Origin of the sequence: Pseudomonas sp. D4002 (assembly GCF_013385665.1) — a bacterium.
GTDB lineage: Bacteria > Pseudomonadota > Gammaproteobacteria > Pseudomonadales > Pseudomonadaceae > Aquipseudomonas.
On the sequence record NZ_JACAPN010000001.1, the window covers coordinates 71,410 to 98,365 of the forward strand.

General features: G+C 55.7%; 23 protein-coding genes. 13 read left to right on the forward strand and 10 right to left on the reverse strand.

The genetic code is table 11. The features are described from left to right. Positions 1 to 17: 17 nt before the first annotated feature. Genes rfbD through rfbB form a run of 4 tightly spaced genes read right to left on the reverse strand, consistent with a single transcriptional unit; the run spans position 18 to position 3,380 of the window. Positions 18 to 887, reverse strand: a complete 870-nt coding sequence (gene rfbD / locus HX824_RS00335) for a dTDP-4-dehydrorhamnose reductase (protein WP_177053993.1) — start codon at positions 885 to 887, stop codon at positions 18 to 20. After that, entirely contained in the window at positions 884 to 1,429 is a 546-nt protein-coding gene (gene rfbC, locus HX824_RS00340; RefSeq protein ID WP_177053994.1) for a dTDP-4-dehydrorhamnose 3,5-epimerase, read from the reverse strand. Before rfbC ends, rfbD begins: the two co-directional genes overlap by 4 nt. Next, positions 1,426 to 2,301: a glucose-1-phosphate thymidylyltransferase RfbA gene (gene rfbA / locus HX824_RS00345; RefSeq protein ID WP_032899443.1), complete on the reverse strand. Its 876-nt coding sequence runs from the start codon at positions 2,299 to 2,301 to the stop codon at positions 1,426 to 1,428. The genes rfbC and rfbA overlap by 4 nt, the downstream gene beginning before the upstream one ends. Beyond that, positions 2,298 to 3,380, reverse strand: a complete 1,083-nt coding sequence (rfbB, locus tag HX824_RS00350) for a dTDP-glucose 4,6-dehydratase (RefSeq protein ID WP_008435746.1) — start codon at positions 3,378 to 3,380, stop codon at positions 2,298 to 2,300. Before rfbB ends, rfbA begins: the two co-directional genes overlap by 4 nt. Before the next feature lie 177 nt (positions 3,381 to 3,557). Between rfbB and HX824_RS00355 the strand changes: the two genes are divergently transcribed. The 4 genes from HX824_RS00355 to HX824_RS00370 all read left to right on the forward strand — a co-directional run bounded on the left by HX824_RS00355 (position 3,558) and on the right by HX824_RS00370 (position 9,040). Further along, positions 3,558 to 6,467, forward strand: coding sequence for an aminotransferase (locus HX824_RS00355; protein ID WP_177053995.1), 2,910 nt, complete (start codon positions 3,558 to 3,560; stop codon positions 6,465 to 6,467). 125 nt (positions 6,468 to 6,592) lie between these two features. Beyond that, a complete protein-coding gene (gene aguB, locus HX824_RS00360; RefSeq protein WP_008435737.1) occupies positions 6,593 to 7,471 on the forward strand; it encodes an N-carbamoylputrescine amidase in 879 nt (292 codons plus the stop codon). A gap of 6 nt (positions 7,472 to 7,477) precedes the next feature. Further along, positions 7,478 to 8,584: an agmatine deiminase gene (gene aguA, locus HX824_RS00365; RefSeq protein WP_102604451.1), complete on the forward strand. Its 1,107-nt coding sequence runs from the start codon at positions 7,478 to 7,480 to the stop codon at positions 8,582 to 8,584. 243 nt (positions 8,585 to 8,827) lie between these two features. Continuing rightward, positions 8,828 to 9,040 (forward strand): hypothetical protein, encoded by a 213-nt coding sequence (locus HX824_RS00370; protein WP_003213240.1) that lies wholly within the window; start codon positions 8,828 to 8,830, stop codon positions 9,038 to 9,040. A gap of 169 nt (positions 9,041 to 9,209) precedes the next feature. Here HX824_RS00370 and HX824_RS00375 read toward each other — a convergent pair whose 3' ends face one another. After that, positions 9,210 to 11,282, reverse strand: coding sequence for a TonB-dependent siderophore receptor (locus HX824_RS00375; protein WP_102367901.1), 2,073 nt, complete (start codon positions 11,280 to 11,282; stop codon positions 9,210 to 9,212). Between the two features lie 227 nt (positions 11,283 to 11,509). Between HX824_RS00375 and HX824_RS00380 the strand changes: the two genes are divergently transcribed. Both HX824_RS00380 and HX824_RS00385 read left to right on the forward strand, forming a co-directional pair. Then, a complete protein-coding gene (locus HX824_RS00380; protein WP_177053996.1) occupies positions 11,510 to 12,217 on the forward strand; it encodes a DsbA family protein in 708 nt (235 codons plus the stop codon). A gap of 272 nt (positions 12,218 to 12,489) precedes the next feature. After that, positions 12,490 to 13,776 carry an OprD family porin gene (locus HX824_RS00385; protein ID WP_003218115.1) on the forward strand — a complete coding sequence of 429 codons (1,287 nt, stop codon included), beginning with the start codon at positions 12,490 to 12,492 and terminating at the stop codon, positions 13,774 to 13,776. A 72-nt stretch (positions 13,777 to 13,848) separates the two neighbouring features. Here HX824_RS00385 and HX824_RS00390 read toward each other — a convergent pair whose 3' ends face one another. Beyond that, positions 13,849 to 14,622, reverse strand: coding sequence for an alpha/beta fold hydrolase (locus HX824_RS00390; RefSeq protein WP_177053997.1), 774 nt, complete (start codon positions 14,620 to 14,622; stop codon positions 13,849 to 13,851). Positions 14,623 to 14,882: 260 nt separating this feature from the next. Between HX824_RS00390 and HX824_RS00395 the strand changes: the two genes are divergently transcribed. Genes HX824_RS00395 through HX824_RS00405 form a run of 3 tightly spaced genes read left to right on the forward strand, consistent with a single transcriptional unit; the run spans position 14,883 to position 16,487 of the window. Further along, positions 14,883 to 15,098: a 4-oxalocrotonate tautomerase family protein gene (locus tag HX824_RS00395; protein ID WP_177053998.1), complete on the forward strand. Its 216-nt coding sequence runs from the start codon at positions 14,883 to 14,885 to the stop codon at positions 15,096 to 15,098. Next, positions 15,095 to 15,745, forward strand: a complete 651-nt coding sequence (locus tag HX824_RS00400; protein ID WP_177053999.1) for a DsbA family oxidoreductase — start codon at positions 15,095 to 15,097, stop codon at positions 15,743 to 15,745. Before HX824_RS00395 ends, HX824_RS00400 begins: the two co-directional genes overlap by 4 nt. 31 nt (positions 15,746 to 15,776) lie before the next feature. After that, positions 15,777 to 16,487 (forward strand): SDR family NAD(P)-dependent oxidoreductase, encoded by a 711-nt coding sequence (locus tag HX824_RS00405; RefSeq protein WP_003218108.1) that lies wholly within the window; start codon positions 15,777 to 15,779, stop codon positions 16,485 to 16,487. Between the two features lie 166 nt (positions 16,488 to 16,653). Here HX824_RS00405 and HX824_RS00410 read toward each other — a convergent pair whose 3' ends face one another. Continuing rightward, positions 16,654 to 16,935, reverse strand: a complete 282-nt coding sequence (locus tag HX824_RS00410) for a DUF3077 domain-containing protein (RefSeq protein ID WP_177054000.1) — start codon at positions 16,933 to 16,935, stop codon at positions 16,654 to 16,656. A gap of 1,150 nt (positions 16,936 to 18,085) precedes the next feature. On the opposite strand from HX824_RS00410, the gene HX824_RS00415 reads away from it, so the two are divergent. The 4 genes from HX824_RS00415 to HX824_RS00430 are packed head-to-tail and all read left to right on the forward strand — an operon-like array spanning position 18,086 to position 22,303. Next, the gene (locus HX824_RS00415) at positions 18,086 to 19,363 is read left to right on the forward strand and encodes a protein kinase (RefSeq protein ID WP_177054001.1); all 1,278 of its coding nucleotides are present in this window, start codon (positions 18,086 to 18,088) and stop codon (positions 19,361 to 19,363) included. A 10-nt stretch (positions 19,364 to 19,373) separates the two neighbouring features. Then, complete coding sequence (locus tag HX824_RS00420; protein WP_133714000.1) at positions 19,374 to 20,489, forward strand: AAA family ATPase; 1,116 nt, start codon at positions 19,374 to 19,376, stop codon at positions 20,487 to 20,489. Between the two features lie 2 nt (positions 20,490 to 20,491). After that, complete coding sequence (locus HX824_RS00425) at positions 20,492 to 21,844, forward strand: hypothetical protein (protein ID WP_177054002.1); 1,353 nt, start codon at positions 20,492 to 20,494, stop codon at positions 21,842 to 21,844. Further along, on the forward strand, positions 21,845 to 22,303 hold the full coding sequence (locus HX824_RS00430; protein WP_177054003.1) for a hypothetical protein: 459 nt from the start codon (positions 21,845 to 21,847) through the stop codon (positions 22,301 to 22,303). It begins immediately after the preceding gene. 1,268 nt (positions 22,304 to 23,571) lie between these two features. On the opposite strand, the gene HX824_RS00435 is transcribed toward HX824_RS00430, so the two are convergent. The 3 genes from HX824_RS00435 to HX824_RS00445 form a co-directional block, all read right to left on the reverse strand. Then, positions 23,572 to 24,276 (reverse strand): hypothetical protein, encoded by a 705-nt coding sequence (locus HX824_RS00435; protein WP_177054004.1) that lies wholly within the window; start codon positions 24,274 to 24,276, stop codon positions 23,572 to 23,574. A 171-nt stretch (positions 24,277 to 24,447) separates the two neighbouring features. Next, complete coding sequence (locus HX824_RS00440) at positions 24,448 to 24,723, reverse strand: hypothetical protein (RefSeq protein WP_177054005.1); 276 nt, start codon at positions 24,721 to 24,723, stop codon at positions 24,448 to 24,450. Next, positions 24,720 to 25,700, reverse strand: coding sequence for an integrase domain-containing protein (locus HX824_RS00445; RefSeq protein ID WP_177054006.1), 981 nt, complete (start codon positions 25,698 to 25,700; stop codon positions 24,720 to 24,722). The genes HX824_RS00440 and HX824_RS00445 overlap by 4 nt, the downstream gene beginning before the upstream one ends. Between the last annotated feature and the right edge of the window lie 1,256 nt (positions 25,701 to 26,956).

Sequence of the window (26,956 nt, forward strand, 5' to 3'; positions counted from 1 at the left end):
GTACAGGCGCATTATGCCTAGTGCTGCTCGGCAAGACACTCGCGCAATGCGTCATGCCACTGCGGTTGCGAGACATGCCATTGCTGTTGCAGGCGGCTGCAATCGAGGCGCGAGTTCAGCGGGCGCCTGGCCGGCGTTGGATAGGCGCTGGAGGGAATCGCTTCCAGCTCGGCGCAGGCACGACCGTTGGCCCGTAGTTGCTCGCCGATGGCCTGGGCAAAGCCGAACCACGAGGTCTCGCCCTGGGCCGTCAGGTGGTAGACACCCCAATCACCGGCCTGGCCCGCCTGCCAGCGCTCGATCAGTGCACGGGTGCTGTTGGCGATGGTCCCGGCCCAGGTCGGCGCGCCGATCTGGTCGGCGACGATGCGCATCTGCGGTTTTTCCTGCAGCAGGCGTTGCATGGTCAGCAGGAAGTTCTTGCCGTGGGTCGAGTAGACCCAGCTGGTGCGCAGGATCAGGTGTTCACCGCCGATGGCCGCGATCGCCTGTTCGCCCGCCAGCTTGCTTGCGCCATAGACGCCCAGCGGGTTGGTTGCGTCGTCCTCGTTGTAGGGCGCGGCCTTGCTGCCGTCGAACACGTAGTCGGTGGAATAGTGAATCAGCGGAATGCCCAGTGCCTTGGCTTCCTCGGCGAAAATCCCGGGCGCGATGGCGTTGATGGCGAAGGCCACGTCCGGCTCGCTCTCGGCTTGATCGACGGCCGTATGGGCGGCTGCGTTGATGATCAGGCCCGGGCGATGGGCGCGTACTTGGTCGCGGACCTGCTCGGGACGGGTCAGGTCAAGCTGGTCGCGGCCCAGCACGATCAACTCGCCCAGGCCCCGGAGACGTTGTTGCAACTCCCGGGAGACTTGGCCATGTTGGCCGCTGATAAGGATTTTCATGGGAACAGGTCGGCCTCTTGCAGGCTTTTCCCGGCCTGGTCCTTGGCGGACAGTTGCGGCGTCTCCATCAGTTCCCAGTCGATGGCCAGCGTCGGGTCGTTCCAGAGGATGCAACGCTCGGCGCTCGGCTGGTAGTAATCGGTGGTCTTGTAGAGGAACTCGGCGTAGTCGCTCAGCACCACAAAGCCGTGGGCGAAACCTTCCGGTACCCACAACTGGCGATGGTTATCGGCGCTAAGCCGCACGCCCACCCATTGCCCGAAGTTGGGCGAGCTGCGGCGGATGTCGACGGCCACATCCAGCACTTCGCCGGCGATGACGCGCACCAGTTTGCCCTGGGTATGTTCGAGCTGGTAATGCAGGCCGCGCAGCACGCCTTTTTGCGAGCGCGAGTGGTTGTCCTGCACGAAATCACGCTTGAGCCCGGTGGCCTCTTCGAAGGCGCGGGCGTTGAAGCTTTCGTAGAAAAAGCCGCGCTCGTCACCGAACACTTTCGGTTCGATGATCAATACGCCCGGCAACGCCGTGTCGGTGACCTTCATTTTTGCTCCCCGGCCAGTGAATACAGGTATTGGCCGTAGCCGGTCTTGCCGAAGTACTTGGCCCGCTCCAGCAAGTGGTCACGGTCGATCCAGCCGTTCTCGTAGGCGATTTCTTCCAGGCACGCCACTTTCAAACCCTGGCGGTGCTCGATGGTCTGCACATACGTCGAGGCCTCCAGCAGGCTGTCGTGGGTGCCGGTGTCGAGCCAGGCGAAACCACGTCCGAAGCGCTCCACGTGCAGGTCGCCACGATTGAGGTAGGCGTTGTTGACGTCGGTGATCTCCAGCTCGCCCCGTGGCGATGGCTTGACTGCCTTGGCGATCCTGATCACGTCGTTGTCGTAGAAATACAAGCCGGTCACCGCGTAGCTCGACTTAGGCTTGGCTGGTTTTTCCTCGATGGACAGCGCGCGGCCCTGGCTGTCGAAGTCGATCACGCCGAAACGCTCCGGGTCCTTGACCCAGTAACCGAATACCGTGGCGCCAGATGGGCGTTCGGCAGCCGTGCGCAGTTGTTCGCCGAAGTGCTGGCCGTGGAAGATGTTGTCGCCCAGGATCAGGCATACCGGGTCATCGCCGATAAACTCTTCGCCAATCAAAAACGCCTGGGCCAGGCCGTCCGGGGACGGCTGCTCCGCATAAGTGAACCGCACGCCAAACTGGCTGCCATCGCCCAACAGGTTGCGGTATTGCGGCAGGTCTACCGGGGTGGAGATCACCAGGATTTCCTTGATCCCGGCCAGCATCAGCACCGAGATCGGGTAGTAGATCATCGGCTTGTCATACACCGGCAACAGTTGCTTGGAAACGCCCAGGGTAATGGGGTGCAAACGCGTGCCGGAGCCACCGGCCAGTACGATTCCCTTCATCATGCGATCAGATCCTTAAAGTCGGTGTTGCCCAGTCGTTCGCCTTGATAACTGCCGTCCTGGACCCTGCGGCACCATTCCAGGTTATCGAGGTACCACTGCACGGTTTTGCGCAGGCCGGTTTCAAAGGTTTCCTGCGGAACCCAGCCCAGCTCGCGTTCGATCTTGCTGGCGTCGATCGCATAGCGCTGGTCGTGGCCCGGGCGATCCTTGACGAAAGTGATCAGGTCAGTGAATTTCTCCACGCCCGCCGGGCGTTGTGGTGCCAGTTCTTCCAGCAGGCCGCAGATGCTGCGCACCACGTCGATATTCTTCTGCTCATTATGGCCGCCGATGTTGTAGGTTTCGCCTACCACACCTTCAGTCACCACTTTGAACAGCGCGCGGGCGTGGTCTTCGACGAACAGCCAGTCGCGCACTTGCAGGCCGTCGCCGTACACCGGCAATGGTTTCCCTGCGAGGGCGTTGAGGATCACCAGCGGAATCAGCTTCTCGGGAAAGTGGAACGGCCCGTAGTTGTTCGAGCAATTGGTCAACAGCACCGGCAGGCCGTAAGTGCGCTGCCAGGCGCGTACCAGGTGATCGGATGCGGCCTTGCTGGCCGAATACGGCGAGCTTGGGGCGTAGGGCGTGGTTTCGGTGAACAGGTCATCGACGCCGTGCAGGTCGCCATACACTTCATCGGTGGAGATGTGGTGGAAGCGGAAGGCACTCTTGGCCGGTTCTTCCAGCTTCTGCCAATAACCGCGTGCGGCCTCCAGCAGGCTGTAGGTGCCGACGATATTGGTCTGGATAAAATCCGACGGGCCGTCGATGGAACGGTCCACATGAGACTCGGCCGCCAGGTGCATGATCGCGTGGGGCTCAAAGCGCGCCAGTACGGCGCTGACGGTGGCCTGGTCGATGATATCGGCCTGGACGAACTCGTAGCGGCTGTTGCTCGCGATGCTGGCCAGCGACTCAAGATTGCCGGCGTAGGTCAATTTGTCCAGGTTGAGCACTTCGTGCCCGGTGTGTTGAATCAGGTGCCGGATCAGAGCGGAGCCGATGAATCCGGCGCCGCCGGTGATGAGAATGCGCATGTCGGAGGCCCTTTTCCTTAGACAGACATTAAGCGAATGGAGCATAGCTTGAGTTGTGGAGCCAGGTGGTGCAAGGGGCCACAGTCAGATTGACGGCACTGCGCGGGACTGGGGGTTGCGTAACCCCCGTCAACAATGGCGATATAAGCGCCTGATAAAAAAGCCAGGGGTCTTCACATGTTGCTCGCCACGTTGATTCATCGCGCCAGCCTGCCATGCCCGCAAGTCGGGCCTGTGCCTGCGACGCAGCTACTTGAGCAGCATTACGGCCTGGGTGGGGCGTTGCAGTCCCTCGGCAGCCAGCAAGACCTCAACTACCGTCTCGACAGCGAGCGTGGCCGCTTTGTGCTGAAAATCTGCCGGGGCGACTACGCCGCCGTCGAGTTGCAGGCCCAGCACGCAGCCCTCAAGCATCTGCAGGAACATTCGGATGTACGGGTGCCCAAGGTGATCTCGTCGCTTGCTGGCGAAGAACTGCTGACCGAGACCGTCGCCGGGCAAACCGTGCACCTGCGGTTGCTGGACTACATCGACGGCCAGCCGCTGACCCATCTGCCCCATCTGGGGCGCGAGGTGATCGCAGGCTTCGGCGAACTCTGCGGGCGGATGAGCCAGGCGCTGGCCGACTTCGAGCATCCGGGCCTGGAACGTACCCTGCAATGGGACCCACGCCATGCCCTTGAGCTGATCACTCATTTGCTGTCGACCCTCGAAAACCTCCCGCACCGGGCCGGGCTGGAGCGCGTGGTGGAGCAGGTCGGGCAGCGTCTGCTGCCGTTGGCCGACCGCCTGCCCTGGCAAGCCGTGCACATGGACATCACCGATGACAACGTGGTCTGGCAGCGTGATGCCCAGCGGCATTGGCAGATTGAAGGCGTGATCGATTTTGGCGACCTGGTGCGCACCTGGCGCATTGCCGACCTGTCGGTGACCTGCGCGGCGCTGCTGCATCATGCCGAGGGTGATCCGTTCGCAATCCTGCCGGCGATCCAGGCGTGCCACCGGATCACGCCGTTGCAGCACGAAGAGTTGCAGGTGCTATGGCCGCTGATCGTCGCGCGGGCCGCGGTGTTGGTGCTGAGCAGTGAACAGCAGCAACGCCTGGACCCGGATAACGCGTACCTGTTGAAGAATGCCGAGCATGAGTGGGAAATTTTCCACGTAGCCACCTCGGTGCCCTTTGAATTGATGGAGGCGGCGATCCTGAACTGCGTCGGTGCCGAATTGCCGCCGATTGTCGGTGAAGGCTTCGCGCCTTTGTTGCCGGGGCTCGTTGGGCGTGAATTCGCGTTGATCGATCTGGGCGTGCTCAGCCCGCATTTCGAGGCCGGTAACTGGGAGCAGGAGGGCATTGATCGCCGATTGCTGGAACAAGCGGCCGTGGTCCATGGCCTGGCAGCCAGTCGTTATGGTCAATACCGTCTGTCCCGCACCCAACCCGACAGTGCCGTCGAGCCCGACACCTTCGCGCTTCACGTAGAACTGCACATGCCCTTGGGCGCCACGGTGGAAGCACCGTTCGCCGGCACCTTGCGCCATGGCGCCGACGGCCTGCTGAGCCTGCATAGCGCCCAGTTGAGTGTTCGGTTGTGGGGCGTGAACGCCTTGTTGAAGCACGGCGCCGCAGTGGTAAAAGGCCAGGTAATCGGCGACGTGGTCGCGCCGCTGACAGTACAACTGTGCCGCGCCGAGCTTGAGCCACCGCTGTTCTGCACGCCTTCCCGGGCGGCGGCATGGCAAACGCTCTGCCCATCCCCGGCCACGTTGCTGGGGCTGGCCTGCGACGCCGAGCCGGAGCTGGACCCCGAAGCCCTGCTGGCGCGCCGGGACGCCAGCTTCGCCCGCTCGCAGAAGCACTATTACGTCGACCCGCCGCGCATCGAGCGCGGCTGGCGCAACCACCTGATCGACATGCAGGGCCGTTCCTACCTCGACATGCTCAACAACGTCGCCGTCCTCGGCCACGGTCACCCGCGCATGGCCGAGGTGGCGGCGCGGCAATGGTCGCTGCTCAACACCAACTCGCGCTTCCACTATGCGGCGATTGCCGAATTCTCCGAGCGTTTGCTGGCGCTGGCGCCGGACTCCATGGACCGGGTGTTTCTGGTCAACAGCGGCACCGAGGCCAACGACCTGGCGATTCGCCTGGCCTGGGCCTACAGCGGCGGGCGCGACATGCTCAGCGTGCTGGAGGCGTACCACGGCTGGTCGGTGGCGGCGGATGCGGTGTCGACCTCGATTGCCGACAACCCCCAGGCCTTGAGCAGCCGCCCGGACTGGGTGCACCCGGTGACCGCGCCGAATACCTATCGCGGCGAGTTTCGCGGGCAGGACAGCGCCCCCGACTACGTACGCAGCGTGGAACACAACCTGGCGAAAATCGCCGCGCAGAATCGCCAGCTGGCGGGTTTCATTTGCGAGCCGGTGTACGGCAATGCCGGCGGGATTTCTTTGCCGCCGGGATATTTGCAGCAGGTGTACGCGCTGGTTCGTGAGCAGGGCGGCGTGTGCATCGCCGACGAAGTGCAGGTGGGTTACGGCCGCATGGGGCATTTCTTCTGGGGCTTTGAAGAGCAGAGCGTGGTGCCGGACATCATCACCATGGCCAAGGGCATGGGCAATGGCCAGCCGTTGGGCGCGGTGATCACCCGCCGGGAAATCGCCGAGGCGCTGGAGGCCGAGGGTTACTTCTTCTCCTCATCGGGAGGCAGCCCGGTGAGTTGCCGGATCGGCATGGCGGTGCTGGATGTGATGGAGGAAGAAAAGCTGTGGGAAAACGCCCAGGAGGTGGGCGGACACTTCAAGGCGCGGTTGGAGGCGCTGGTCGAGCAGTATCCATTGGTGGGCGCAGTGCATGGTTCCGGGTTTTACCTGGGGCTGGAATTGGTCCGCGATCGACAGACCCTGGAACCGGCCACCGAAGAGACTGCGCTGCTGTGTGACCGGCTGCGGGAGCTGGGGATCTTCATGCAGCCCACCGGCGACTACCTGAACATCCTCAAGATCAAGCCGCCGATGGTCACCTCACGGCACAGTGTGGATTTCTTCGTCGACATGCTGGCGAAGGTTCTGGAGGAAGGCTTGTAACAATAAACTCGATTGTTATCGGTAAAATTTGATCATTTTTCGATGAGGGGATATTTATTAGCTTCAAAAGCCGATTTTTATCCGCTATAAAGGCGTCCACTTGCCCGCCGCCGAGGAGATGATTCATGAGCCGTATCGTTACCGTTGCCGCGACCCAGATGGCCTGTTCCTGGGACCTTGATGCCAATCTCGAAACCGCTGAAAGGCTGGTGCGTGAGGCCGCCGCCAAGGGCGCGCAGATCATCCTGATCCAGGAACTGTTCGAGGCCCCGTACTTCTGCCAGAAGCCGAACCCGGACTACCTGCAACTGGCGACCACGGTTGAAGATAACGTCGCGATCAAGCACTTCCAGAAGGTCGCCCGGGAACTGCAGGTGGTGTTGCCCATCAGTTTCTATGAACTGGCCGGCCGCGCGCGTTTCAACAGCATTGCGATCATCGACGCTGACGGCTCCAACCTCGGGATTTATCGGAAAAGCCACATCCCGGACGGCCCGGGCTACCATGAAAAGTATTACTTCAACCCCGGCGACACCGGCTTCAAGGTGTGGAACACCCGCTACGCGAAGATCGGCGTGGGCATCTGCTGGGACCAGTGGTTCCCGGAAGCCGCCCGCAGCATGGCGCTGCAAGGCGCGGAAATCCTGTTCTACCCGACCGCCATCGGCAGCGAGCCCCACGACAAGACAATTTCGTCCCGTGACCACTGGCAGCGGGTACAGCAAGGCCATGCCGGTGCCAACCTGATGCCGCTGATCGCCAGCAACCGCATCGGTAACGAAGAGCAAGACGGCTACGACATCACCTTCTACGGCTCATCCTTCATTGCCAATCAGTTCGGCGAGAAAGTAGAAGAACTCAACGAAACCGAAGAAGGCATCCTGGTGCACCGCTTCGATCTCGATGAACTTGAACACATTCGCAGCGCCTGGGGTTCGTTCCGCGACCGCCGTCCGAACCTGTATGGTGCGCTTAAAACCCTCGACGGTTCCCTGGAGTCCTGAATCGCCATGACCACTTTGCACAGCACCCCCCGCGCCGACGGCTTCTACATGCCTGCCGAATGGGCGCCACAGACCCAGACCTGGATGATCTGGCCCGAGCGCCCGGACAACTGGCGCCTGGGCGGCAAGCCGGCGCAGGCCGCCCATGTGGCGGTGGCCAAGGCCATTGCACGTTTTGAACCGGTGACCGTGGCGGTCTCGGCCGGCCAGTACGAAAACGCCCGGGCGCGCCTGGACGTGCCGAATATTCGCCTGGTGGAAATGTCCAGCGACGACGCCTGGGTCCGCGATACCGGGCCGACCTTCGTGATCAACAACAGCGGTGAAGTGCGTGGTGTGAACTGGGACTTCAACGCCTGGGGCGGTTTTGACGGCGGCTTGTACTCGCCGTGGAACCGCGACTCCCAGGTGGGCGGCAAGATCCTCGAGATCGAGCGCAGCCCGCGTTATCGCACCGAAGGATTTGTGCTGGAAGGCGGTTCGATCCACGTCGACGGCGAAGGCACCCTGATCACCACCGAAGAATGCCTGCTTAACCGCAATCGCAACCCGCACCTGCAGCGTGAGGAAATCGAAGCGGTGCTCAGCGCCAACCTGGCGGTGGATAAGATCATCTGGTTGCCGGATGGCCTGTTCAACGACGAAACCGACGGGCATGTGGATAACTTCTGCTGCTACGTACGCCCAGGCGAAGTGTTGCTGGCCTGGACCGACGACCCGCAAGACCCGAACTATGCGCGCTGCCATGCCGCCATGGACGTACTGCAAAGCAGCACCGACGCCCAGGGCCGCTCGTTCACAGTGCATAAAATGCCGATCCCGGGGCCGCTGTACGCCACCGAGGAAGAATGCGCAGGCGTGGACCCGGTAGACGGCACCCAGGAGCGCAATCCCACCGTGCGGTTGGCCGGTTCCTACGTCAACTTCCTGATCGTCAACGGCGGCATCATCGCGCCGAGCTTCGACGACCCGCTGGACAGCCGCGCCAAGGAGATTCTGCAAAGCCTGTTCCCGCAGCATGAAGTGGTGATGGTGCCTGGCCGCGAACTGTTACTGGGGGGCGGCAACATCCACTGTCTGACCCAGCAACAGCCGGCCCCGCACAAAAACTGAGTGCAGTTGTAACAGCCTGGTGCCGGGTTTACCGGCATTCGAGTGCGCCATGTTTTGCGAGCTCACGGCAAGCCCGCGGCCCGTCAGGTTCGCGGGCTTTTTTGTGTGCAAGTGCCGACAAACCGGGCACATTGGCATAGCTCTTGTATCGCTGTTGCGACACACAGCACGGTGTATGACTAAGCGGTTCTGTCATAAACCTTGAGTAAGTTAGCCGCTCATGCCGTCGGAGAGAGCGCTGAAATGAATGCCGATATCAACCTGATGTACACGCGCACGTTCCACCCTTTGCGGGTGAACGGTGACGCGATCCACGCGCTGGCGCTCTGGTTGAAGGCAAACGGTTCGCGGCAGATCAGGACGCCCGACCCGCGCCGGGTGATGAGCGAACGGTACCCGGCGGGGCTGTTCAGCGAGGACGAGGTGCAGGCGTTGTGTGAATTGATGCAAGGCTGACGGTTGTTTTCAATGTTGCACTGGACCTTGTGGTGAGGGAGCTTGCTCCCGCTGGGCTGCGCAGCAGCCCCAAAACAGATCATCGAGTTCTATCTGAAAAAACACAGTCGCCTATTTTGGGGGCGCTTCGCACCCCAGCGGGAGCAAGCGCCCTCGCCACGCAAGCCTGTTAGAAACTGTAGGTTCCGGTCACCACCAGACTGCGCGGGTCGCCGAACTGAATCTGCGCCGCACTCGTCGCTGACGCGTAGTATGTCTTGTCGCTGATATTGTTCAGCGCCGCCCGCACATCCCATTCCTTCTGCCGGAACCCGGCCAGTGCGTCCCAACGCCCATAACCCGGCAACGCCACCGTGTTGGCGTTATCCGCATAGCGCTCACCCACCAGCGTCAGCCCGGTTTCCGCGTACCAGCCCATCTCCGGTTTCCAGGTGACGAACAGGCTCGCGTTGCGCTTGGCCACGTCGCTGATGCGCTTGCCTTCAAAGCCATTGTTGTCTTTCACCACCGTGGCGTCCTGCAGGCCGACGCCACCGCGCACGTACCAGTTGCCGACGATCTTGCCGGTAGCGGTCAACTCCACGCCACGGGAACGCTGCTCGCCGCTGAGCAGGGTGATGGTCGGGTCCAGCGGGTCGCGGGTGCGGCGGTTGTAGAGCTCCAGTTCATACACCGCCAGGGTGGTGCTCAGGCGGTCGTCGAGCCAGTCGCTCTTGACCCCGATTTCCTTCTGTTTGGTCAGCTCCGGGCTCAGGTCGTTGGCGTTGCCCGTGGCATTGGGCGTGATGCCGATCAGGCCGCCGCCGGTCGGCGAGAACGTCTTGCTCCACGAGGCATAGAACGAATGGTGTTCCAGCGGCGTCCAGACCAGGCCCACGCGCGGGCTGGTGCTGTGGCTCACGACCTGTTCCGAGGCGTTGGTCAGTTTGTTGGTGGACTCCACATCAAAGCGGTCATAGCGCAAACCGGCGAGCAGTTGCCATTGATCGTTCAGGCGCAGTTGGTCCTGCACATACACTCCCTGGCTTTGCGCTTCGGTGTGACTGCTGCTGAATGCCGGCAGGCGACCGTAGTGGCGCAGGTCCGGGTTGGGGTTGTACACATCCACGCTCGGCACAGCGGCGAGCGGCGCTCGATAGAGTTTCGGGTCACGGCGCTGGTTGCCCAATTCCACTCCGGTGAGCAAGCGATGCTCCAGGCCGAAGGTGGTGAAGCCGCCTTCCAGTTCGACGTTGTTGAGGATGTTGCGGGTGGTCAAGTCCTGCTGCCAGCGCTGGCGCCCGACCTTGCCGGTTTTTGGGTCGTAGCTGACGGCATAAGTGTTATCGAAGTCGCTGTCCAGGGTGAACACGCCCAACGTATGGCGCAGTTGCCAACTGTCGTTCAGCTCATAGGCAAGCCGCGAACGCAGGGATTGGGACGTGTCGTCGATGTAATCGCGCTTGTCACCATAAGTGGTGCCGCGGCTGACATCCGCCGGCCGCCCATTGACCCCGGGAATGCCCCGGTCCGGCGTGCGGTTGTAGCGGCTGTATTCGTACTGCACCAGCCAGTTCAGGTCGGGGCTCAGTTGCCAGCTCATGGACGGTGCAAACAGTTGGCGATTGCCGCTGACGCCGTCGCGGAAACTGTTGTTGTCCTGGTTGCCCATGTTCAGGCGCAGGCTGATGGTGTCGGTGGGGTCGGTGCTGAGGTCGGCGTACAGGCTGCGCAAATCATTGCTGCCGCCCTGGGCCTCGATGCTGGAGGCGCGACCGGCCTGGGGCAGCTTGCTCACACGGTTGACGATGCCGCCCTGGCCGCCGCGGCCGTACAACACGGCTGCCGGGCCCTTGAGCACCTCGATGCGTTCGATGTTGTGCAGGTCGCGCACGTATTGGCTGTCGTCGCGAACACCGTCCAGGTAGAAGTCGTTGCTGGCGTCGAAGCCGCGGATGCGCAGGCTGTCGAACCGTGTGTCGGCGCCGCTGCTGACGTTGGGTATACCGCTCAAGGCCTGGCCCAGGTCATTGGTGCCGTAGGAACGCAGGTTGTCGGTTTTTACCGAGTCGATGGCCTGGGGCACATAACGCACGGGTGTGGCCGTGCGGGTGGCGGTGCTGGTTTCCTTGACGCGCGGGTCGTCCTCGTCAGCTTCGGCGCTCACGGAGGTTTCCGGCAGGACAGTGGCAGCGCAGGTAAATCCGGCAGACAGCAGGACAGAGAGCCCAAGGGTCATGGGCGTCAGGCGAAGGGCAGGCATCGGGGTGTGTATCCAAAAAGGTTGGCAGAATAAAAGCGCGTTAATGGTAATGCTTACTATTTGCGCAGGTTATCTATTCCTGGGCGGACCTTTCTGAAAAATGTTACGGCGTATGTTTTTCAAGGGTATTCGACCGATTCTCGAAACAGTCTGAAAGCCGATCCGGGGTTTTTCCCAATTGTGCGTGAGACTAATCTGCCGGTCATCAATATCCATCGGAGCCCGTCATGTCGGCAGCCACACTTCACTACATTTACGACCCGCTGTGCGGCTGGTGTTACGGCGCCGAGCCGCTGCTGAGCGCCGCCCGGAGCGTGTTACCGATCCAGTTGCATGGCGGCGGCATGATGACCGGCGCGAATCGCCAATCCGTATCGCCGCAGTTGCGTGACTACGTAATGCCCCACGACCGGCGCATCGCCGAGTACACCCGGCAACCGTTTGGCGAAGCGTATTTCGAAGGTTTGTTGCGGGACCACGGTGCGGTGTTCGATTCAGCCCCGCCGATCAGCGCCGTGCTGGCCGCAGAAAAAATCGCCGGTCGCGGGCTGGAATTATTGGCGCGTCTGCAAACGGCGCACTACGTCGAAGGTCGCCGAATTGCCGATAAGGACGTGCTGCTGACCCTGGCCGAATCCATCGGTTTGGATCCCCAAGCCTTCACCGCCGCTTTCAGTGAAATCCTTGGCGCAGCAACTCAAGCGCACATCAATGACAGCCGCCAATGGCTGGCAAAAGTCGGCGGCCAGGGCTTCCCCACGCTGGCCCTGGAGCAGAATGGGCAGCTGCAATTGCTCGATATCAGCCCCTGGTTGGGCAAGCCAGAAGCCTTCGTTGAGTGGCTGAGACAAAGAGTCGCAATTTCGATTCAACCCACCCAATCGAGTGCACCAATGTGTGGCCTGCAGGGGTGTGCAGATCCAGGAAGCGCTTGATAGAGCCTTGCGCAATGATGGCTATTTAATGTTTCTTAGACTTTTTTAGCCTAAATACAGAAGATTCACGAAATTGACACACAGTAAAGGGCGCGGATAGGATTCGCCCCAACGCCTGTGGCTAACCGCCATGACTTCCCCAATAAAAAAAGGCCCGCGGCATTTCACGTCGTCCGCGGGCCTTTTTTTATCTGGGAAAGTCGACACCAGAAAAGCAACACGGAGCCTGGTGTCACAGCGCGTACTCAACCAGCAATAAGGAATATAAGAAAATGTTGAAGCAACGGATGGGGCTGATCGCTCTGGGGATTTTGAGCGCTACGCAAGCAATGGCTGACGACCAATCCCAATCGAAGGGTTTTGTTGAAGACAGCCACCTGAACATCGCGGCACGCAACGCGTACATCAGCCGCGACTACAAAAACGGCAAGCAAGACAAAGCCGAATGGGGCCAGGGCTTCATCGGCAAGTTCGAATCCGGTTTCACCCAAGGCACCGTTGGTGTGGGTGTGGACGTGATCGGCCAATACGCCATTCGCCTGGATGGTGGTAAAGGTCGCAGCGGCGCTGGCGGTATCGACTTCTTCAAGCAAGGCGACAGCGGCGAAGCAGCCAACGACCTGGCCAAGGGCGGCGCTGCCGTCAAGGCACGCATCTCCAACACCGTGATCAAGTACGGTGATCAGATGCCAGCCGTGCCGGTCCTGGAATACGACAACTCCCGCCTGTTGTCCGAAACCTATACCGGTACCTCGATCGTCTCCAAGGAAATCGCCGGCCTGCAGCTGGACGCTGGTCACTTCACCAAGGAAGCTCGCAAGAGCGCCGAGGGTTCCGACAGTGGCGCGCTGAAAAGCATCGACTACATCGGCGGTAGCTACAAATTCACCGAAAGCCTGTCGGCAGCGCTCTACGCTTCCAACATGCAGGACGTGCTGAAGAAGCAATACGTCAACGTCAACTACGTGCTGGCCCTGCCAGAGAAGCAATCGTTGACCTTCGACTTCAACGGCTACAAGACCAAGCTCGACCGTAGCTTCGCCCTGGAAAACCAAGGTGACGCCGACGCTCGCGACAACAAAATCTGGAGCCTGGGCGCCACGTGGGCCGTTGGCCCGCACAGCTTCACCGTGGCTCACCAGCGCAGCACCGGTGACACCGGTTACCTGTACGGCGGCTACCGCAACGCAGGCGGCATCGGCGACGGTGGCAACACCATCCTGCTGGCCAACTCCTACTGGTCTGACTTCAACGGCAAGGACGAACGCTCCTGGCAAGCAGGCTACGGCCTGGACTTCAGCGCCTTCGGCGTGCCTGGCCTGACCTACAACATCGCCTACGTGCGCGGCACCAACATTGACGACGGTTCCAACCGCGGCAGTGGCACCGAGCGTGAAATCTTCAACCAGTTCAAATACGTAGTACAGAGCGGCCCGGCGAAAGACCTGAGCCTGCGTGCCCGTGCGTCGTGGTTGCGCGTTTCCAACAACGCCAGCAACTACAACGTGGGTGGTAACGAGATCCGCCTGTTTGCCGACTACCCAATCAACGTTTTCTAATTGATTCGGCGTCGCGCCTGATTCAAGGCGATAAAAAACCCCGACTGGTTCGGGGTTTTTTTATGCCTGCGATCAGCGCTTGCTGGCGGCTGCGATGATCACATCTGCGACCTTTTGCGGCTGCGACAGCATCGGCACATGGCTGGTTTGCACCACGGTGGTGGTGGCATTGATTTTCTTCGCGTAGGCCTGCTCCAGGCCCGGGTCGATCATGCGGTCCTTGGCGGCGACGATGTAATAGTTGGGTTTGGTTTTCCAGGCGGCGACCGTGATTTTATCGTCGAACGCCTTGCCCAGAATCGGCCCCTGGGTCACGGCAATCAGGTTGGCCTGGTCGGCAGGCAAGTCCTGGGCGAAGTTTTTCGCCACGGACGCGGCGGGCAAATACAAGTAGCCGGAAGCGTCGGCACTGATGGTCTCGATACCCGGCGGGGTTGGGTAGCCTTTCTCGGACTCGGCAGAACTCTGGCCCTCGGACGGCGCGAACGCGGCCACATAAACCAGTGCCTTGACCTTGTCGCTGGTGCCGCCCTGTGTGATCACACTGCCGGCCCACGAATGGCCCACCAGAACCACCCGCCCACTTTGGGCATCAATCACCCGCTGGGCGGCGGCCACATCATCGGCCAGGGACGTCAGCGGGTTTTGCACCGCCACCACCTTCAAGCCTTTGGCCTGCAACAACGGAATCACCTTGTTCCAGCTGGAGCCATCGGCAAAGGCGCCGTGCACCAGCACCACGGTGGTGTCCGATAGCGCCGGGGTGGCGGCATAGGCCTGGCCGGTGAGCATCGCGGCGGCCATCAGTGTAGGCAGCAACAGGGTTTTGACTGTGGATTTAAGCATGTGGGGCACGTCCGTAAGTGAGGGGTTATCGGCCAGCACTCAAGGCGTTTGCAGCCTGCCTTAAGCATGTAGGCAAGACGCGCGGGGAGGGGGGTTTATTCCAGGGAGCAGTAAAAAAAACGCAGCGCCGGACGTCTCGATTGATTACATAGCATCACTAATGAAGTACTCCGCCCCACCTTTATCCACCTCAGGCAACCTCTTAAATTGGCCTCACTGCCTGCCCACCATGTCGATGGGCAAGTCACTGGAGCCTTGTCATGCCATTTGTCAGCGTACGTATCACCCGCGACGGCGTTACCTCGGAGCAGAAAGCTAAGGTCATTGCCGAAATCACCGAAACCCTCGAACGCGTCCTCAACAAACGCCCCGACCTGACCCACATCGTCATCGAAGAAGTCGACACCGATAACTGGGGCTACGCCGGCATCACCACCACCCAGTACCGCAAACAGCTCGCGGAAAATCCGTCATGAGCACGCCCGTCACCATCGACTTCATCTCCGACGTGGTGTGCCCGTGGTGCGCCCTCGGCGCCACTGCGCTGGAACAAGCCATCGACAACCTGGCGGGTGAAGTGACGGTTGAACTGACCTTCAAACCCTTCGAACTCAACCCCGACATGCCGGCCGAAGGCGAAAACGCCGTCGCCCACATGATGCGCAAATACGGGCGCAGCGCCGAGGAAGTTGCCAGCGGCAAAAGGATGCTGATGGAGCGCGGCGCGGCCATCGGCTTCACCTTCGACCTGGAAAAGCGCAGCCACTTCTACAACACCTTCGACGCCCATCGGTTGCTGTTTTGGGCGTTGCAGCAAGGGCGCCAGCTCCAGCTGAAAAAGGCGCTGTTGCGCGGGTATTTCAGCGATGGCCAGAACGTCAGCGATCACGAAACCCTGGCGCGTCTGGCCGCCGAGGCCGGGCTGGAAATTGAAGGCGCACGACGGGTGCTGGGCTCTACCGCCTACGCCAATGAAGTGCGCGAGCTGGAAGCGTTCTACCGCGAGCACGGCATCAACTCCGTACCGGCCATGGTCCTCAATGGCCGCCAGCTGGTCTCCGGGTCGCAATCCGTCAGTTACTACGAACAGATGCTGCGGGAAATGTCCGCCGCGGCTGCTTGAACCATCCCATTTTCCCTATAGAGGTTTCATCATGAGCAATTCGAAAAAAGTCGTTGTGATCACCGGCGCATCCCAAGGCCTGGGCGCTGCTGCAGTGAAGGCTTACCGCGAGCTGGATTACCGCGTGGTTGCCACTTCCCGGTCGATCAAACCGTCGACGGATCCGGACATCCTCACCGTGGCCGGCGACATCGCCGACCCGGCCACCGCCGAGCGCGTCATCCGCGAAGGCGTAGCGCGTTTTGGCCGCATCGACAGCCTGATCAACAACGCCGGGATCTTCGTCGCCAAACCGTTCACCAGCTACACCCACGAAGACTACGTAAACGTGTTGGCGGTGAACCTGAACGGGTTCTTCTACATCACCCAACTGGCGATTACCGAGATGCTGAAACAGGGCGCCGGGCACATCGTCAACATCACCACCAGTTTGGTGGACCACGCGATTGATGGCGTGCCGTCGGTGCTGGCCTCGCTGACCAAAGGCGGGCTGAACTCGGCGACCAAATCGCTGGCGATTGAATACGCCAAGCGCGGGATTCGCGTGAATGCGGTGAGCCCTGGGATTATCAAGACGCCGATGCATGGGGAAGAGACGCATGCGGCGTTGGGCAGCCTGCATCCGGTGGGGCATATGGGTGAAGCGCGGGATATTGCGCAGGCGATTGTGTACCTGGAATCGGCTGGGTTTGTGACCGGGGAAATTCTGCATGTGGACGGTGGGCAGAGTGCTGGGCACTAAGCGAAGCGGTTGAACGAAAAACGCCCCGGACCGTGATGGTTCGGGGCGTTTTTTGTGTGGCGGCTTCTAGCCAGACACTCTAAAACAAACAACAAAGAACAAATGTGGGAGCCGGGCTTGCCCGCGATGGCGATGGCCCAGCCAACACACTCACAACCTGACACACCTACAGATTATTGCCCGGCGACTCCAACACCTTCACCACATCATCAATCACCGCCTTGCTCATCTCCTGCAAATAGTGCGAAGCCCAGGCGTATCGGTCCGTATTCCGAATCATCGCCGCATCCTCCGCCAACAGCTTGGCCACATGCAGCAAATCGGAAACGTGAGACAGCGCTTCGCTCAGGGAAACCCCGCTGTTAACGCGGAACAGAGGCTGGTCGGAATGAAATGAAAAAGGGGTAACGCCGAGGGTAGTGAGGCCAGACGGATTTGGAGCGCTCATCGGTAAAACTCCCATATCAAGTGAGAGCTACCACGTTCGTTATCAGGCGAATGGGTGGCAGCTGTGCGCAGGCTGATAAACCGGAGATACAGGAACCCGGCAGACCCGAAGGTCTCCCACGCACAGCCGCCATTGCACGAAATGGTGGGCGTAAAAAAACGCCTGCACATCGTGGTTGTGGGGCGCTGTTGCGCCTGCATCTTGCCGGGTTATCAGGCCCGGTCGCTGAATTGGCAGCGACGGGTGGAGGGTAGCGTGGTGGTGGGGTGGGTGCAACTGGGGAAATAGTTGTTTCGTTTTGCTGCTGCCGGGCTTGGTTCTGGCGGCCTGAAGATGAGTCTGTCGCGTCATCTCAGAACGCTGAGCTTGAAGGGCAGGTTTGCCATTCCTGCAGCCAGTTCAGGATGCAAAATCATGCGGCTCGTGCAGTTATGACGCTTTATGAATACGTCATAATTATTGGCTATCCATAATTCTGCATAAAACGCTGAAGGCGGGACTTCGCTACGGGAATTGGTCTATCCGGAGGCTCACCGGCTTGTTCAGTTGGGGCGCCAGGCGTAGACAGAATATGAACACCCCAGAAACAACAAAGCCCCCGCATTTCTGCGAGGGCTTCGTTTTGTATGGTGCGGCACCAGGAGTCGAATTTATTCATAACTTGTTGAAAAAAAACATATTTTACAAATGATGATTAATCGTCTACCCCTATTTTTACCCTTTTTAGAGAAACTGATGTGATTAGGAGTGTGGCAATCTCGATATAGGAAGCGCAAATCATTCGGAGGTAGTGATTTAGAATTTTGTACGTTGGCAGCCCTGTTTCAAAGGGCACCAACCTGAGTCATGATTAATATTCATTGCTGATCTCGCAAGTGGTTTTCAAGTAAAACATTTAAAAATCAATAAGTTGGAAGGTTTTTTCTCTTTGCCCAAAAGCATTGAGGCGGTCAGGCCGCGCATGCCACACCATACTTTTCCGTGGTAATTTGCGATCTTGCTGTGTCAGGTGCTTTGCAGCTATGAGACCGGCCTGTCAGAACAAATACATCAACCCTTTTTCTCAAGGTTGGGAAGCAGACAGTTAGCGAAAGGGATTTTTATGGTAGATGTGCGAGGATTGGTTGGGAAATCGTTTAAGGGATGGAGGTTGGACAAAGAGCTAGGTCGTGGTGCTGATGGAATTGTTTATTTAGCACGGAAAGAAGATGTAGACCGAGCAGTCAAGCTGTTTTTCCCTGAGTCCCTTAAAAAAAACGGGCTGGAAGAACAGTTAGAAAGGATTGAGTTACAACTTTCGTTGGCCGGTAAAAAACATCACCCAAATCTGGTTGAGGTTTTTGATGGCGGCTTGTGTAGCGAGACTGGCACTATATATCTTTTTATGGAGTTTGTTTCCGGTTCAACTTTAGAGGTTCTACTTGGTAAGCTTCCCCAAGCCTCAGTTGCGCCGCTAATCTCCCAACTGGCAGAAGCTGCTTGTTTTCTTGAGTCTCAAGGTCTAGTTCATCGAGACATAAAGCCTGCAAATATCATCGTGAACGATGACTTTACAAGTTTATGTCTACTTGATTTGGGCATTGTCTATGAGTCAATTGCGACCGAGGGGGATGATAGTCGACTTTCCGGTGGGGAGTTTGTAGCATCTTTACGGTACAGTCCTCCAGAATTTGTGTGGAGGCAGGAGGCAAGTTCTGATAATAGTGCGTGGAGGGCGATTACCTTCTATCAAATAGGCGCAACCATCTACGAAATGTTAGAGGGGCATTGCATATTTGATGGCTATGATAGACCAAGGGCTTGTTTATATGATTCGGTTAGATGGAGGACTCCTAGCTTCACGTCGTCATCTTCCGAAGAATGGATTGTGCATCTGGCTCAATCTTGTTTGGTGAAGGACTGGCGTGAAAGAGTGTCGCTTATTGATTGGTCAAGCTTTTCTGGGCCCTCAGAAGCAGCAGATTTTTCGGAGATTAGACGCTCTATAAGGCTTAGGCAAATACACGCAGATGAAAAAAAGGTGCTTGAGAAAGAAATGAGTCCAATCGATCCTGGGATTACTCTGAGAAAAGCTCTTTGGGAAATCCAGGGAAGAGTTTTTATGGAGGTCAGGCGATTCTTGATTGCTGAACAAATCTTCCCAAGATTCAGCGGCAATCACAAAAGTATTTCAGAAGTTGAGTATCTGCTGCAATATGTATTCGAGGCTGACGAAAGCCTAAATTTTAAAGATGTTTTGGAGCTAAATGTTCTATTGTGTTTGCCCGACGTAAGTCAGCAAACTCTTGAGGTCTCAATTTCCGCACTAGTCAATGGAGAGTCAATTTTCAAAGGGCTTTGGCTGGAGGTGTTTTCGGTCGAGAAAGTTTTTGAGCGTTGTAAGTTGGCTTTGTATACAGTAGCGGACAAGATAGTCCCTGTCGCTTAAGGAGCATGGAATGGTTAGCGCGTTTTGGATTGGCGAAGGCGACTTGGATGAGTTCCAGAAGAAAGCGGTCGGAGGGATGGGGGCTACTGAAAGTTTTCTTTTAACCGGCCCGGCTGGGTCTGGGAAAACCAACATTCTGTTGCTAAGAGCCAAATGGCTAAAATTAAAAAACATTAGCAATTTTAAAATTGTGGTATTTACCGCTAGTTTGAGGGAGTTTTTTCAGCATGGCTGCATACAATATGACCTTCCCGCGGATTATGCCGTAACGGCGATGCAATTGTTTAGAGAGTTGCTGGCTGAGTATGGTCTTGAAGCCGAGAGCACTGGAAACTTTGAGGAAGATAGATCTCTATTGGCGGGAGTTTTAAAGTCTTTTATAACAGACAATGGAATCGAAGATATATTTGAGGCGTTATTGATAGATGAAGCCCAAGATTATACGGATACTGAGCTTTTTATATTCAGGAGCTTGGCGGAGAGATTGGTTATTGCTGCTGATTCCAGACAGTCAATTTACAGGGTTGCACAGACCCCTGGTTTGATGGAAAATTTAGTTGACGGAAATGTAGTCAGGTTGAAATACCATTATAGAAGCGGTCATAATATTTGCTTGGTTGCGGATGGAATCAACAAAGATTATATCACTTATCCGCATATTACGGGTGAGTGTAAATATGATGAAACTGCCCGCCCTTCGTCAGTTTCAAAGTTGCAGTGTGATACCTTCCAGTCTCAGGTGTCGGAAATTATTTCTAAGTTACACGAAGAACTACTTTTGTATCCAGGCGAGAAAATCGGTGTTTTTTTTCCAAGGGCGAATCAAGTCGCTGAATTCAAAAACTCGCTAAGTGTTTCCGCGTTACCCGATAAAGATCGCGTGATAACTTGGACTCTTCATTCGAGTAAGGGGTGGGAGTTCAGATCTGTTCACATAGGCGGGTGTGAAGCATTGCCTCAGATGCGGGCGACACAGAAAAGGCTAACTTATACTGGGATTTTGCGTGGTAAAACTTCAGTGAGCTTATACTACTCTGGTAGTATTCCAGGCTATTTAGAGAGTGCACTTCGGGTCTTGTCCCCGCCCGCAGCGGATCCATCATTCGACAACCTATTTGGAGTCTGAAGATGCTTGTTGAAAATCGGCAGAATTTGGAAGATTTTTTACGCATTACAAAGTCAAATAAAGAATTTAGAGGCGATTTGTTTGATAGCACCTCACCTGCTACCGGCATTCAGCATAAGTGTTTTTGGAACAAGGAAATTGATTTTCTGCGGCTTCCAGTTTTTGTGATCCCTGAAAAAGATGATTTGGAGAGTTTTTTCGCGGACGTTGCGACATATTATTCATCGTTTTCTCCCATCTCATCATATATACATATTTGTAATGACGATGTTGCGAAAAATATTTTTTTGGGGACGAAGAAAACCTATAAAATAGCTAAGCCAAGTGAACGAAAGTTAAAGGCGTATTTGGCGTGTATATTGGGCGATGTTATTACTGGCGCTCTGCATGAAAGTAAAACATTGACCACGGGGGCTATAAGCTATGCATCGTGCTCTCAGGCAGTTTCCTTTTCAATGGTGCGCTCGAATATAATTTATCCATGGATGAAGCCTGAAAATGTGGCGGAACGATGGGTTCTTGCACATAAAATCGTAAATAAAGAAGTAACTTTGTCTTTGCTTGAAACTACGATAGCGTTCTTGAGGCTGATGGATGATGGAGCCAGAACGGAAAAAAAAACCAGAATCGATGTTGTAGATTTTAATAGTGATCTGACTAAGTACATTTCTGGATCGGTAGACGAGTTTGAACTAGATAATATTCTGGCTTCCAGTTTTTCGGTTACTAACGAAGCGAAGATGATAGGGGGGGCCTTCAATAATAGAGTTTCTGGATTTAACTCTTTGGCAGCAATTGTTGAGTCCAGCTCTTTGCCAGCGAACCAGAAATCTATATGTATGGCTTATTATTGCAACAGGATTTTGCCTGGCTCTTTAAGTCATGTTGAGGTTTTGAGAGATAAGGTCAAGAGCTACCCGGATATAGTTTTCTGGTACGCAGTTTTCGCATGTCTTTCGGATGAGTTTGATATGAGGAATATTGCTTCTGGCGTATGTATTAAGATTATAAGGGATTTGGTCTCTCCGATGGATTTCGAGGCCCGTCCATCATGTGATATTTCGATCGATGAGCTTGAGGTTTTATCCCGTCTTTCGTTAAAGGCATCTACTATAAAACCTCGGCAACGGCGGACAATGAGAGTTTCTCTTTTGCCAGGGGTCGAAATAGATATTGCATTTGGCGAAGCAGAAGCCCGGGAAAAGATACCCGACCAGTACCACCATCAGCCTGATTCAAAAAAAATAAGGTCATTGCTTTTTGAAGCGCTTGAACTCTTGGATGAGAGAAAAGGGCGCACTTCCCAAGGCGATAATTATGCTTCGCAAACCACAAGTAAAAGACGAGGGTACTGAATGTCTACATTTGATGATCTGATTTTTTACAGAGGTTTTAGCGCACGTTATGATATGACTCAGCGCCAAGTGCATGTAACGCGCAAAGACCGACGTCCTAGGGATTTATCACCGGAAATTCATGCTTCTGCAGACGAGTGGTTCATGAAAAAATTCGGTGTTTTCTACCGGAGCCAGTCAGTATTTGTGACTTCAGATTTAAATGTTGCTATTGCATATGCAGACTCTCCAGCGCATGTTGCGAGAGTAGTACCAATTGATAACTATAGTTTCTGCTGGTCAAAACAACTGAGAGATATGATGGAGTTATTCATCGGCGGGGTTGTTATCGGCGGAGTTCATCAGGAGCTTGATGCGGCAGGCTATACGGAGTCGGATTTGTCGTCCGCGCATTCAAGTGGCCATGAAGTTATGCTTTTCTGCGACTCATATTTATCAATCCCTCAAAATCCATTATAAAAAACGGGGGCTGGCCACGGTGTTTCGATAGACACATGCGGCAACGTCCTCGCACCAAGTGGTGACGGGAAGTAGCGCGCCGGTGAACGGAACAAAGTGCTTCCCCTTGCTTTGCCCGGTACTGCCTAGAGGCCGAACTGCCACGATCTTCCCAGCCGCTTCGTGAGCAACCTCATAGTCAGCACAAAATAATAGCGGGTCGATTGCGCATGCCCATTCAGGCGGTGATTTAAAAACCATAAAAGATGCTTCTGCTGCCACGTCCACGGACTATCTCGATGCCAGCGATCGGCAATGAAAAACGGGTCTGACCCCTATTACCACTACGCGGCTCCAAAGCTCGAGATGGGTGAAAAACGGCGGAGCGTCTTCCACCAATGGACATCCAGGCTACCTCGCTTCCTGGCTTAGACTGGGGTTATAGCGCCGAGCTAAGCGACAGTTTTTAAGTTGTGGTTTTGTGGACTATTCTTACGCAAAAAACCACAAAGCCGCGAGTTAAAAACCGTACGGTGCACAAAGCGCGCGATGCTTCAGCGATTTGTTAGGTCTTTTATTTTTTTTAGCAGAAGCCCAACGTCATTAGGTTTATTTTGGGTAAAAAAATAACAACAAGGATAGTTGTTCAAAAAGTCCTTTTGCTGTTAGTAATACATCTGAAACTTGTTCAGTGGTGTAGGAGATTTTATTGTTCTTGTAGAATGCCTTTAAAGTTTCACCTCTGCCGTGGGAAAACAATGAAAATTTTTCGTAGCTTGCCAAGCCGCTTTTGGTGAACTGCTTGAATGATTCTTTAAAATCACCAAATGAAACATGCGTATATTCTTCAAGTGCTTTGTCATTAGGAAGAAGTTTGGGAATTCCTTTTTCCCATCTAGGAAATCCTCTACACAGGAATCCTTTTCTTTTTCAATGAATTCGAAATAAAAGCTTTTTACAAATAGCTCCAGAACTGGTCTCATTAGCAAAATGGCTGAGCTAAAGTGGTTGTTAGTTGTTAATATATAAATTGACTCAAAGTGGCAGCAAAACATCTTAAAATATGTGTAATTTATTCGTTTATACTGGTCGTCTAGATTCAGTTTTTGCTCATTAATCAGATCGTGGATGAAAACGAATAACTCATCAATATCTTTTAGAATGGCTTCTGTTTTTTGGCTTCATTCATATTTATAACTCCGGATTATGTTAACTTGACGTCTGCTTAATGAGCGGATTTTAGGCCATCCCCGCGAGCGATTTTAACCAGATGTTAGGGGCCTAATTTTTCACAATTGTATTACACGTACCTTTCTTTTTTCTTTTTTTGAGTCGCGCCAAACCTCTACGCGAAATTGTTGGCCAATCGGTGCTTCTGGCTTAGGGCGCGGTGAGCGTGGTTGGCGCTTTTTATTGCTGATTTGTAGAAACACGTCTTGCTCAAAAGTGTTTAGAGGTAACGTTAGTTGCTTTGCTAGTAGAGGCGTATTTTCAAATGAATTTTTCATTTCATTCATGAAATCTGGCTCGGATTTCGCTTCGTCGCCGAATATGACTTCAGCTTCAAGCATTGCTTGCTCAGCCGTAATTTTTCCTTGCTGAACTTTAAAGAATAATCGTTGTAACTCACCTAAAGAACCACTGTGTTTTTTGATTCTTGGTTTGACTTCACTGGACGAGAAAGGCGTAGTCGCATGAGTAGCCAGAAAATCGCCTATTGAGCTTATTTGGCCTTGTATTGTTTGAACTCCCGATATGAACGAGCCATATTGGCCTATGCCCATATAAAGTGCGTAAAGAGCTGCTGCAATTTTAGCCCCACCTTTTATTGAGCCTTCTTCAACTTCAAGCGCAAGTGCATAATCTGGAATTTTTAATACTTGTTCTACATATGCCTCCCACTCATCGAACAACTTAGTCGAATAATTCTCGAACTCATGCCGTGGCAGGCTCGGTACGTCAATATAAAAATCTGTGGCTCCGAGATCGATCATGTTTCATCCATGTACTGTATTGACGTACCCTAACTTATATTAGGCGACATGCTATGTCGCATCCAAATGAGACATAGGCGACTCGATCCTTTTCGAGCATTTCTAGCTGTAGGCTATCGTTTTGCCAGTATGGTGTCCACTGACGGCTCCTGGCCGTTTTCTGACCTTCGTCTAGCGGCTGAACTGCCAGGGTTTTCCTAAGCGATTAGTGAGTAATTGCATGGTCAGCAAATAGTAATAGCGCGTCGATTCAGTGTGCTGGTTTAGGTGGTGATTCAAAAACCACACAAGATGCTTTCTCTGCCAAGTCCATGGATTGTCGCGTTGCCAGCGCTCAGAGATTGCTGTTTGGATCGTCTTCGCCTGACGAAGGTGGCGTTGGCGTGTGGTATGTGACCCGGTCAGGGCGCCCGCCAAGAAAAGCTCCATATCAAATGCCTTGCTCATGCTCTCCCACCAATGTAAGCCGACACAACGTCGATACGACCATGCCCCAGTTCGTAGCCGATCTGTGCTCGGGCCGCCTGATCAAGGTGTCGCTCGAGCTGGCAGCAACTGCCACCGTTGATGGGCGCGGGATGATGGGTGATTTGCTCATAGCGCTTGCATGCATAGACCGCCCGCAATTCGTGAAAGCCCTTGAGGCTTTGCTTATGGAGGATGTCCCGTACAGGACGGACGATTCCTTGTTGGAAATCGAGGTAGCTTTCGTCCGATGCAAGCAGGTTGTGGCTGCCGTCAGGCGAGACCTGTTCGGCAAACCTCAGCGCGTCACGAATATAATCATCTACCGTAATCCAGCGAGGTGCCGAGGCGCCTGAGCGGCCCCCTTTGGTACCATCCTGGATGTTGATCTTGCCGTATTGTTCGGACTCACGTTTTAAGCGCGGTAGGTCGGCCAAAATGGCCTCGCGTAAGCGCATGCCTGTGGCTCGGGTCAACTGCACGATGGCAGCCGCGCGCGGCAGCTGGTGTTCGCAGAGCGCCTCGACGATTCGCTTAACCTGCTCACGATCCTGGCCTTGCGGGGCTTCTGTGCGGACGGTTGTGCGCTGCAGTCCTAAAGCCTTGCTCGGACTCGACACTTTCACAGACTGATCACCGCGAAGCGCGGCCATGGTTCGGTTTACGCTAGACAGCCGGTTTTGTGCGGTCGCGATGGCCAGGGAGCCTTGTTCAACTTGGTTTCGGAGATGGCCGGCGTAATCCATTAACGCCTGCCGATCAATTAGCCGCGCATCGTTAAACCCCGGCCCTTCCTCCGATCGACACCAGCGTACAAACCCCTGCCAGCGATCACTGTGTGCTTTGACGGTCCCGTAATGCCCACCGCCAAACAGATCTTTCAATGCTTGCGGCCCGGCATAACTTAGTTGCCGGCCATAGCCAAAATTTCGCCCATCTCGCCTACCCACCAGTGGCATGATCAAACCCCTCTCGAAGCCAAAACTTTTGAAAACTTCCCCACGTCATCCCGCCACGAATGTTGAGTGTTATCAGGGATCAAGGCCCCTGCGACCTGTGAGGGTTGTCCACTAACGCGGGACTGGCGGCTCTTTACTACCGGGAGCTTGGGCATCTCATGATCTGGCCGCCTGAACACCTCCGAAGAAGTGGGCGGGTGGAGGCTGCACTGGCTGACGAGACCAGCGCCGCGAGATCCTGAGTCGGGTGAAGGTAGTAATGCGATGGCCGGGGCATGCCTGACTGTCAGTCAGGTGCAGTCCATTCCTTGGGCTGCGGCACCATCATCTACATCGCTGTTGCTGGTGACTTCGGTGTTTGTCACGCCGATTGTCACGGGGGGGGAATGTCGCAAAGCCTTGTACGATGTGGCCTGCAATAGTGGTAGGAGCGCCCGTCTCTTTCCGGGAGAAAGAGACGGGCGCAGGTTGGCGCACGGGAATGGCCAAGCGGATAGGTTGCTGCAGGGCAGCTATGAAAGGGGATGAGTTGCCGCAGTGGGCACACTGGTAAAAGTAGGCATCCATCACATCGTTGTGACCGTGCGAACCGCCGGACGCTAATCGCACTTTGGGAGAACCACCACGGTGTGGCGTAGCCTTAAAGGTTCTGGCTACCTGGGTTGCTGTCAACGACAACGCTTTGCCCGATCTTTTCTACGCCTGTGGATAATTTGGGTCAAGGCTAGAATTTTCGGGAATTCTGCGGCTGTGGATGAAATTATCCACTAATGGAAATCAGTGGTTTTCCACAGACAGACGCATCGGCATTAGTTTTTTAAAGTGAGGTCCATCCAAGCAGGGCGGCTTTGCAGACCTGCTTGGATGGACCCGCGTGGACAAGCGGATCGCTGAGATATGAAGACTGAGCGCTTACTCAGTTGCGCCACGTTTTGCTTTTAGGCGAGTGACGTTCGCTTCGGTCTGGTTCGCGAATTCGTATGGAGTGGCATGCTACTGCCGGTTGGCCTCCAGACACCCGCTCCACCAGTTAATGATCTGTCTGTGCTCCTAGATGAACTCGGCCTTGAGAGAAAAACGGGGTCAGACCACGATTTTCGTTATTGAATCTGACCCCTATTCCCTTTGATCTCTATTCCTTGGGGGAAACGCGGGATATTGCGCAGGCGATTGTGTATCTGGAATTGGCTGAGTTTTTGACCAGGGAAATTCTGCATGTGGACGGTGGGAGAGTGCTGGGCACTAAGCGAAGCGGT

Excerpts from the sequence above, each read along its gene's own strand:
- HX824_RS00395 (WP_177053998.1), top strand. The coding sequence starts at position 14,883 with ATGCCATTTGTCAGCGTACGTATCACCCGCGACGGCGTTACCTCGGAG.
- rfbC (WP_177053994.1), bottom strand. The coding sequence starts at position 1,429 with ATGAAGGTCACCGACACGGCGTTGCCGGGCGTATTGATCATCGAACCG.
- HX824_RS00410 (WP_177054000.1), bottom strand. The coding sequence starts at position 16,935 with ATGAGCGCTCCAAATCCGTCTGGCCTCACTACCCTCGGCGTTACCCCT.
- HX824_RS00370 (WP_003213240.1), top strand. The coding sequence starts at position 8,828 with ATGAATGCCGATATCAACCTGATGTACACGCGCACGTTCCACCCTTTG.
- HX824_RS00375 (WP_102367901.1), bottom strand. The coding sequence starts at position 11,282 with ATGCCTGCCCTTCGCCTGACGCCCATGACCCTTGGGCTCTCTGTCCTG.
- rfbD (WP_177053993.1), bottom strand. The coding sequence starts at position 887 with ATGAAAATCCTTATCAGCGGCCAACATGGCCAAGTCTCCCGGGAGTTG.
- HX824_RS00405 (WP_003218108.1), top strand. The coding sequence starts at position 15,777 with ATGAGCAATTCGAAAAAAGTCGTTGTGATCACCGGCGCATCCCAAGGC.
- HX824_RS00400 (WP_177053999.1), top strand. The coding sequence starts at position 15,095 with ATGAGCACGCCCGTCACCATCGACTTCATCTCCGACGTGGTGTGCCCG.
- HX824_RS00380 (WP_177053996.1), top strand. The coding sequence starts at position 11,510 with ATGTCGGCAGCCACACTTCACTACATTTACGACCCGCTGTGCGGCTGG.
- aguA (WP_102604451.1), top strand. The coding sequence starts at position 7,478 with ATGACCACTTTGCACAGCACCCCCCGCGCCGACGGCTTCTACATGCCT.
- HX824_RS00390 (WP_177053997.1), bottom strand. The coding sequence starts at position 14,622 with ATGCTTAAATCCACAGTCAAAACCCTGTTGCTGCCTACACTGATGGCC.
- rfbA (WP_032899443.1), bottom strand. The coding sequence starts at position 2,301 with ATGATGAAGGGAATCGTACTGGCCGGTGGCTCCGGCACGCGTTTGCAC.
- rfbB (WP_008435746.1), bottom strand. The coding sequence starts at position 3,380 with ATGCGCATTCTCATCACCGGCGGCGCCGGATTCATCGGCTCCGCTCTG.
- aguB (WP_008435737.1), top strand. The coding sequence starts at position 6,593 with ATGAGCCGTATCGTTACCGTTGCCGCGACCCAGATGGCCTGTTCCTGG.
- HX824_RS00440 (WP_177054005.1), bottom strand. The coding sequence starts at position 24,723 with ATGAGCAAGGCATTTGATATGGAGCTTTTCTTGGCGGGCGCCCTGACC.
- HX824_RS00355 (WP_177053995.1), top strand. The coding sequence starts at position 3,558 with ATGTTGCTCGCCACGTTGATTCATCGCGCCAGCCTGCCATGCCCGCAA.
- HX824_RS00425 (WP_177054002.1), top strand. The coding sequence starts at position 20,492 with ATGCTTGTTGAAAATCGGCAGAATTTGGAAGATTTTTTACGCATTACA.
- HX824_RS00435 (WP_177054004.1), bottom strand. The coding sequence starts at position 24,276 with ATGATCGATCTCGGAGCCACAGATTTTTATATTGACGTACCGAGCCTG.
- HX824_RS00385 (WP_003218115.1), top strand. The coding sequence starts at position 12,490 with ATGTTGAAGCAACGGATGGGGCTGATCGCTCTGGGGATTTTGAGCGCT.
- HX824_RS00430 (WP_177054003.1), top strand. The coding sequence starts at position 21,845 with ATGTCTACATTTGATGATCTGATTTTTTACAGAGGTTTTAGCGCACGT.
- HX824_RS00420 (WP_133714000.1), top strand. The coding sequence starts at position 19,374 with ATGGTTAGCGCGTTTTGGATTGGCGAAGGCGACTTGGATGAGTTCCAG.
- HX824_RS00445 (WP_177054006.1), bottom strand. The coding sequence starts at position 25,700 with ATGCCACTGGTGGGTAGGCGAGATGGGCGAAATTTTGGCTATGGCCGG.